This window comes from Jatrophihabitans sp. (genome assembly GCF_036389215.1).
GTDB lineage: Bacteria > Actinomycetota > Actinomycetes > Mycobacteriales > Jatrophihabitantaceae > Jatrophihabitans_A.
In genome coordinates, this window is record NZ_DASVQG010000010.1 from 1 (window position 1) to 7,615 (window position 7,615).

The following is a 7,615-nucleotide window of genomic DNA, read 5'->3' on the forward strand; positions in this document are numbered from 1 at the left end:
CGAGCTGATCACCGACCGCCGACTGGGCGTCCGCCACCCACAGCACCCGGAATTCGCGAATTCTGAGGACAGCAGCGAAGGTTACGCGACCGCTGTCCAACCCGATCCTCACAATTCGTGGTGTCCGATGTGGCTTAATACGTTAGCCGTTCGACGGCCCACATACGCACCGTATCGGATAGTTTAGAAAGCACAATTCCGTAGGTGCGCTTCCGGGCCGAGCCGGATGCCGAACCTGGCCTGCACCCCGTCCCGGATCTCGGCATCGAGCTCCAGCAACTCCGTCGTGGTGGCACCGCCGCGGTCGGTCAGGGCAAGGGTGGGCATGGTGGACACCGAGACCGTACCTCGTCCGCGGTCCAGTCCCCAGCCCCGGAAGAAGCCGGCTTGCTGTCGCAGGCCTCCCGGCTGAACGTGTCCAAGGCGACCCGGATCCCCATTTCCATCCGCCCGGCCGGCCCACCGAGCGCGACGGCGACCGCCGGGATCAGGAAGAATCGGCGTCCGTGACCAAGCAGCCGCGGCTCGCAGCGGGCCGGGCCCGGGCTCTCGGCATGCCGACCAGGGGGACCACCAATCCGAACCGGTTGCGTCGGATGGACAACTGGATCGCCACCGAGCTCGCCGAGCCGCTGCGGCGGGCGGCGGTGCCGCTGGTGATCGATCTCGGCTACGGCCAGAGCCCGGTCACCGCGGTGGAGCTGCTGGGCCGGCTGCGCCGGAGCCGGCCCGACGTCGAGGTGCTCGGTCTGGAGATCGATCCGGAACGGGTGGCCGCCGCCCGGCAGGCGAGCGAGCCAGGACTGAGCTTCGAGCTGGGGGGTTTCGAGCTCGCCGGCCGGCATCCGGTCATCGTCCGGGCGGCCAACGTGCTGCGGCAGTACCCGCCCTCGGCGGTGTCCGGGGCCTGGCAGCGGATGCAACGCCAGCTGGCCCCCGGCGGCCTGATCGTCGAGGGCACCAGCGACGAGTTGGGGCGGCGGGCGAGCTGGGTGCTGCTGGACGCCGGCGGCCCGGTGAGCCTGACCTTGAGCTGCCGGCTCGAGCACCTACGGCGGCCCTCGGACGTGGCGGACCGGCTGGTCAAAGCGCTGATCCACCGCAACGTGGCCGGTGAGCCGGTTCACCGGCTGCTCCGTGCGATGGACGCGGCCTGGGACCTGCACGCCCCGCTGGCCGCGTTCGGACCCCGGCAGCGGTGGCAGGCAATGGCAGCCAGCGTGACTGCAGAATGGCCGGTGCTCAGCACGCCGGCCCGGCACCGGCTCGGCGAATTGACGCTGCGGTGGGACGCCGTGGCACCTCGTCCAGAAATCCTCTAGACGCCTTTAGACACATTGTCTATGCAGTCACTGTTAAGGAATGGTGGGATGACAGTTCCGAAGGGCGAGCGTCCGAGCGATGCGGTCTTGAGGCCCGACTTCGACGTGCTGCCCGACTTCGACGTGCTGGTGATCGGCTCCGGCTTCGGCGGCAGCGTCACCGCGCTGAGGCTCACCGAGAAGGGGTACCGGGTCGGCGTCATCGAGGCCGGCCGGCGCTTCGATAAGGACAGTCTGCCTAGGACGTCGTGGGATCTGGCCAGCTTCCTGTGGGCGCCCAGGCTCGGCCTCACCGGCATCCAGCGGATCCACCTGCTCAAGAACGTGGTGATCCTGGCCGGGGCCGGCGTCGGCGGCGGCTCGCTGAACTACGCCAATACCCTCTACGAGCCGCCCGAACCGTTCTTCCGGGACCCGCAGTGGGCGCATATCACCGACTGGCGCTCGGAGCTGGCGCCGTTCTACGCCCAGGCCAAGAAGATGCTGGGAGTAGTGACCAATCCGAGCATGACGCCCGCCGACGTGGAGATGAAGCGGCTGGCCGAGCAGTTCGGCAAGGGGGACACCTTCGGGCTGACGCCGGTCGGGGTGTTCTTCGGCCGGGATGGCCGCAAGGAGCCCGGCCAGCGGGTGCCGGATCCGTTCTTCGGAGGTGCCGGGCCGGACCGGACCGGCTGCATCGAGTGCGGGGAGTGCATGACCGGGTGCCGGCATGGCGCCAAGAACACCCTGACCACGAATTACCTGGCCCTGGCCGAGCGGGCCGGTGCCACCGTGCACCCGCTGACAGAAGTGACCGGCGTCCGGCCGATGCCGGGCGGCGGCTACCAGGTCACCGCGGTGCGCACCGGCAGCTGGCACCCGCGCCGTGACCGCCGCGTCTACATCGCGCAGCACGTGGTGTTCTCGGCCGGCGCGTACAACACCCAGAAGCTGCTGCACCAGTCGCGGTCCAGCACGCTGCCCCGGATCTCGGCCCGGCTGGGACAGCTGACCCGGACCAACTCCGAGGCCCTGCTCGGCGCCGTCACCGACGACCCGAGCGCGGACTACACCCGCGGCGTCGCCATCACCTCGTCCTGGCACCCGAACCCGGACACCCACATCGAGCCGGTCCGCTACGGCAAGGGCAGCAACGCGATGGGCCTGCTGAGCACCGCCCTCACCGACGGTGGCAGCCCCGGCCACCGGATCCGGCAATGGCTTCGGGTGGCAACCCGCAACCCCCGGGCGATCCTGCGGACCGTGATACCCAGGCACTGGTCCGAGCAGGCCATCATCCTGCTGGTGATGCAGTCGCTGGACAACTCGATCACCGTGCGGCTGCGCACTGGCTGGTTCGGCCGCGGCAGGCTCACCTCGACCCAGGGCAGCGGGGAACCGAATCCGAGCTGGATCCCGGTGGCCAACCAGGCCGCCCGCCGGCTTGCCGACAACATCGGCGGCGAGCCGGGCGGCACCTACGGTGACCTGTTCAACGTGCCGATGACCGCGCACTTCATCGGCGGTTGCCCGATCGGGGACTCGGCCGAGACCGGGGTGATCGACCCCTACCACCGGCTCTACGGCTATGACGGCCTGCATGTGGTGGACGGCTCGGCGCTGTCGGCCAACCTCGGCGTCAACCCGTCGCTGTCGATCACCGCGCTCGCCGAGCGCGCGATGGCGTTCTGGCCCAACAACGGCGAGCCCGACCAGCGGCCGGCGCTCGGCCAGCCCTACCGCCGGCTGGATCCGGTGCCGCCGCGGCACCCGGCGGTGCCCAGCTCGGCGCCCGCCGCCCTGCAGCTCGGGCCCACCCGCTCGGTGCGGTGAGTCCCAGCTCTGGTGTCATTCCCAGAGTGGCGCGATCGCCTCGGCCAGCAGGCCCGCCACGTCGCCCAGGACGTGCCGGCCACCGGAGACCACCAGCCGGCCGTCGACGAGCACCGTGTCGACGTCCGCGGCGCCGGCGACCAGCACCAGTTGCTCGGGCAGCGCGCCGGCGGTCCGGACGGTGTCCAGCCGCAGCGCCACCAGGTCCGCTCGCTGGCCGGGCGCCAGCTGGCCGGCGTCGGGCCAGCCCAGGCTGGCGTGACCGGCCCGGGTGAGCGCCTCGACCAGCGCGGCCGGGCTGAACCGACCGCGTTGCCGGCTGGCCAGCCGGGCGTCGAGCTCCAGCGCGCGAGCCTCCTCGAGCAGGTCCACGCTGGCGTTCTGGTCGCTGCCCAGGGTGATCGGCACACCCGCCGCCGCGAGCTCCGGCGCCGGCCCTATCCCGTCGGCGAGGTCCCGCTCGGTGGTCGGGCAGAAGCTGACGTTGGTCCCGCTCCGGCCGTACAGCGCGATGTCGGCGTCGGTGAGGTGGGTGGCGTGCACGGCCGTGTGCAGGGGGCCGCCGAAGCCGTGCCTGGCCAGCAGCTCGGTGGGGCTGCAGCCGTAGTACTGGCGGGTCGCCTCGTTCTCGGCCGGCTGCTCGGAGACGTGGGCGTGTAGCGGCCGGCCCGCCGAGGCCGCGACGACCCCGGCCAGCTCGGCGGCCGGCACCGCCCGGACCGAGTGGATCGCGGCGCCGATCCGGACGCCGCCGGTCTGAGCCTGCGACAGCAGGGCCACCCGTTGCTGCCAGCCGGCCGCCGAGCCGTCGTCGAAGCGGCGCTGCACGTCCTCCAGCGGCAGGTGACCGGCCGGCCCGAGCCCACCGCTGAGGTAGCAGGTGTCGAGCAGGGTGATCCGGATGCCGGCCTCGGCGGCGGCCTGCAGCAGCGCGTGGCCGAAGGCGTTCGGGTCGGGGTAGCGGCTGCCGTCGGCCTGGTTGTGCAGGTAATGGAACTCACCCACCACCGTGATGCCGGCCAGTGCCATCTCGGCGTACACCGCCCTGGCCAGCAGGTAGTACGCCTGCGGCTCCAGCCGCCGGGCCAGGGCGTACATCCGGTCCCGCCACGTCCAGAAGGTGCCGCCGTCGCCGTGGGTACGGCCCCGCAACGCCCGGTGGAAGGCGTGGCAGTGGGTGTTGGCGAACCCGGGCAGCAGCAGGCCGGGCAGCCTGACATCCTCGCCGGCCGGTGGCACGCCCGCCTCGACCCGCGCCCAGCGACCGCCTTCGGCGACCAGCCTGACCCGCTCCGCGACGCCGCCGGGCAGCCAGCCGTAGGGCGCCCAGTAACTGCTCATCCGGGACAGCCGTTCTCGGCGCGAAGCCCGGTCATCCGGTCGGTCATCCGGTCATCCGGTCATCCGGCAAGCCCGGCCACGACCGAGGTGAGCGCGCGGACACCGGCATGGCAGTCGGAGCGTTCGGCGTGCTCGGCCGGCGAGTGCGAGACACCGCTGGGATTGCGGACGAACAGCATGGCGCTGGGGATGCCGGCATTGGCCAGGATGCCGGCATCGTGCCCGGCGCCGGTGCTGAGCACCGGGGCATCGGGCAGCACGGCGCGGACCCGGTCGGCCAGCCCGGGATCGAAAGCGGTGGCCTCGGTCCAGGACTCCTGCAGCAGGCTGCCACCGGCCTCGCCGGTCAGCGCGTGCAGCTCGGCCACCACCGCCAGCACCTGCTCGGCGTCCGGGCCGCGGGCATCGAGCCAGGCGGTGACCTGCGACGGGATCGCGTTGACACCGTTGGGAAACACGGTGACCTTGCCCATGGTGGCCACCGAGTCCCGTCGCTCGGCCGCCTCCCGGGCCGCCAGGATCAGCCTGGCGTAGGCCAGCATCGGATCGCGGCGATCGGCGAGCCTGGTGGTCCCGGCGTGGTTGGCCTCTCCCGGCAGCTCGATCCGCCACCGGCCGTGTGGCCAGATCTGCGAGCCCACCGCGACCGGCCGGCCCAGCTCCACCAGGCCGCGACCCTGCTCGACATGCAGCTCCACGAAGCAGTCGATCCGGTCGAGGGCCTCCCGGTCGGCCCCCACGCTGTCCGGGTCCAACCCCGACGCCCGCATCGCCGCCGCCATGCTGGTCCCGTCGGCGTCGGACAGCGCGCGCGCCCGGTCGGCGGCCAGCGCGCCGGTGATCAGCCTCGACCCGGCGCACGCGATGCCGAACCGGGCACCCTCCTCGTCACCGAAGTTGACGATGCCGATCGGTCGGCGGGGCTGGAAGCCCTGCTGCCGCAAGTCGTCGACGGCCGCGAACGACGACACCACGCCCAGCGGGCCGTCGAAGGCGCCGCCATCGGGAACGGAGTCCAGATGGCTGCCGATCGCCAGGCCAGGCCGGCCGGACGACGGCTCGCCCCACCACGCCCACTGGTTACCGGCCCGGTCCGGCACCAGTGACAGGCCCCGGGCGGCCGCCTGGCCGGCGAACCACTCCCGCAGGTCGTGGTCGGTGCGCGTCCAGGCGAACCGCCGGTAACCACCGGTGGCCGCCGACCGGCCGACCGGGCCGAGCTCGTCCCACATCCGATCGAAGGACGGCTGGTCGGCCATCGCCGGTCAGGTCAGGTCTAGGTCAGGTCAGGTGTAGGTCGGGCTGGGTCTAGGCCAGTCCGGCGTCGGCCAGCCACTTCTGCGCGACCGTCTCGGCGTTCTGCTTCTCCAGCGACACCTGCTCGTTCAGCTTGACCAGGTCGTCGGTGGTGAGCTTGGCCGACACCGCGTCGAGGGCCGACTTCACGGTGGCCGAGGCCTTGCCGCTGTTGATCAGCGGCAGCACGTTCTGCGCGGTGTAGAGGTTCTTCGGATCCTCCAGCACGACCCAGCCGTTCTTAGCGATCAGCGGGTCGGTGGTGAAGATGTCACCGGCATCGATCTGGCCGTTCTTGAGCGCGTTCTCGGTGAGCGGGCCGCCGGCGTCCAGCTTCTTGAAGGTCTTGAACTTCACGCCGTAGGTCTTCTGCAGGCCCGGGATGCCGTCGGGGCGGGTCTGGAACTCCGGCGGTGCCCCGAGGGTCAGCTTGCTGGCGACCGCGGCCAGGTCGGCGATCGACTTCAGGTTGTACTTGGCAGCGGTTTCCTTGGTGACGACGATCGCGTCCTTGTCCTCCGCCTGGGACTGGGTGAGCACGGTCAAGGGCTGCGGGGTGGCCTTCTGAAGCGCGGCGTAGACGTCGGTCGCGCTCACCGCGGTCGCGTTCTTGTCGAAGTAGGACAGCAGCACGCCGGAGTACTCCGGGATCAGGTCGATCGAGCCGTCCTTCACCGCCGGGATGTAGGTCTCGCGACTGCCGATGTTGAGCTTGGTGCTGACCTTGACGCCCTTGGCCTTGAGGGCGCCGGCGTAGATGTTGGCCAGTACGACGTTCTCCTGGAAGTTCGCCGAGCCGACCACGATGGTGTCGGTGGGAGCGGTGGAACCGCCGCCGCCACCGCCGGCCGTTGCCTTGCCGGTCGGGTCGGAGCTGCTGCCGCAGGCGGTGACCAGCAGTAGGCCGGCGCCGACTGCGGCCGCGGTCAGGGCGCGGATCGATGTCATGTCAAGTCTCCTGTCGTTTGGAAGAGATCATAGGCAAGCCGCCCGAGCGGCTCAGGTAAGCGGGGCGGCGGCGATGACCGCCTTCTGCTCCGCGGGGTCGACGATGCGCTGTCGGGAGTAGCGGCCGGTGATACCTCGCGAGACGGTGTAACGCTGGATCAGCGCGAGCCCCATGTCGATCAGCAGGGCCAGCGCGGCGACCAGCGCCCCGCCCGAAGCCATCTGCGGATAGTCCTGCTGGGCAAGGCCGTCGATCAGGTACCGGCCCAGGCCGCCCAGCGACACGTAGGCGGTGATCGTCGCGGTGGCGATGACCTGCAGGAACGAGCTGCGGATACCGGAGAAGATCAGCGGCAGGGCATTGGGCAGTTCCACCTGCCACAGCGTCTGGCTGCCGCGCATGCCCATTCCCCGTGCGGCGTCGCGGGCCGCGGGATCCACGGCGCTCACCCCCGCATAGGTGTTGGTCAGCATGGACGGAATGGCCAATAGCACCAGGACTATCTCGCTGGGGATCAGGTACGTCGCCGCCCCTGTGCTGTGGATGTGGGGAGCGATCAGGATGACGAAGAAGGTGAGCAGGCCCACCGTGGGCAGCGCCCGGAACGAGTTCGCGATCGCCACCACCACGAAGCCGCCGCGGCCGGTGTGGCCGATCAGCAGCCCGAGCGGCAACGCGATCGCGGCGGCGATCAGCAGCGCGATGAGCGAGTACTGCAGATGTTCCTTCAAGTGGATAGGAACACCGTCGGGACCGTGCCAGTGCTCGGCGGTGGACAGCCAGGTCCAGATGTCGGAGATCATCGCGCCACCGCCCGTCGCCACGGCGTCAGCACCCGGGCCACCAGCTGGATCACGCTGTCGAAGACCAGGGCCAGCAGGACCGACAGGAT

At 70.9% G+C, this 7,615-nt stretch carries 7 protein-coding genes; 2 read left to right on the top strand and 5 right to left on the bottom strand.

Translation table 11 applies throughout. From position 1 onward, the window contains the following. Positions 1-183 precede the first annotated feature (183 nt). Positions 184-531 (bottom strand): hypothetical protein, encoded by a 348-nt coding sequence (locus tag VF542_RS00385; protein WP_408649734.1) that lies wholly within the window; start codon positions 529-531, stop codon positions 184-186. On the opposite strand from VF542_RS00385, the gene VF542_RS00390 reads away from it, so the two are divergent. After that, the gene (locus tag VF542_RS00390; protein WP_408649728.1) at positions 507-1,322 is read left to right on the top strand and encodes a class I SAM-dependent methyltransferase; all 816 of its coding nucleotides are present in this window, start codon (positions 507-509) and stop codon (positions 1,320-1,322) included. The genes VF542_RS00385 and VF542_RS00390 overlap by 25 nt on opposite strands. Before the next feature lie 48 nt (positions 1,323-1,370). Continuing rightward, positions 1,371-3,137, top strand: coding sequence for an FAD-dependent oxidoreductase (locus tag VF542_RS00395; protein ID WP_408649729.1), 1,767 nt, complete (start codon positions 1,371-1,373; stop codon positions 3,135-3,137). Positions 3,138-3,152: 15 nt separating this feature from the next. Here VF542_RS00395 and VF542_RS00400 read toward each other — a convergent pair whose 3' ends face one another. From VF542_RS00400 to VF542_RS00415, 4 genes are read right to left on the bottom strand one after another with little or no spacing between them, the layout of a single operon-like run. Next, positions 3,153-4,478 carry a formimidoylglutamate deiminase gene (locus tag VF542_RS00400; protein WP_408649730.1) on the bottom strand — a complete coding sequence of 442 codons (1,326 nt, stop codon included), beginning with the start codon at positions 4,476-4,478 and terminating at the stop codon, positions 3,153-3,155. 59 nt (positions 4,479-4,537) lie between these two features. Continuing rightward, positions 4,538-5,737: an allantoate amidohydrolase gene (locus VF542_RS00405; protein WP_408649731.1), complete on the bottom strand. Its 1,200-nt coding sequence runs from the start codon at positions 5,735-5,737 to the stop codon at positions 4,538-4,540. A 49-nt stretch (positions 5,738-5,786) separates the two neighbouring features. After that, positions 5,787-6,722, bottom strand: coding sequence for an ABC transporter substrate-binding protein (locus VF542_RS00410; protein ID WP_408649732.1), 936 nt, complete (start codon positions 6,720-6,722; stop codon positions 5,787-5,789). A 51-nt stretch (positions 6,723-6,773) separates the two neighbouring features. Beyond that, entirely contained in the window at positions 6,774-7,526 is a 753-nt protein-coding gene (locus VF542_RS00415; protein WP_408649733.1) for an ABC transporter permease, read from the bottom strand. Positions 7,527-7,615 lie beyond the last annotated feature (89 nt).

Bases quoted from the DNA above. Each gene is read 5' to 3' on its own strand.
- VF542_RS00405 (WP_408649731.1), bottom strand. From the start codon at position 5,737: ATGGCCGACCAGCCGTCCTTCGATCGGATGTGGGACGAGCTCGGCCCG.
- VF542_RS00415 (WP_408649733.1), bottom strand. From the start codon at position 7,526: ATGATCTCCGACATCTGGACCTGGCTGTCCACCGCCGAGCACTGGCAC.
- VF542_RS00410 (WP_408649732.1), bottom strand. From the start codon at position 6,722: ATGACATCGATCCGCGCCCTGACCGCGGCCGCAGTCGGCGCCGGCCTA.
- VF542_RS00395 (WP_408649729.1), top strand. From the start codon at position 1,371: ATGACAGTTCCGAAGGGCGAGCGTCCGAGCGATGCGGTCTTGAGGCCC.
- VF542_RS00400 (WP_408649730.1), bottom strand. From the start codon at position 4,478: ATGAGCAGTTACTGGGCGCCCTACGGCTGGCTGCCCGGCGGCGTCGCG.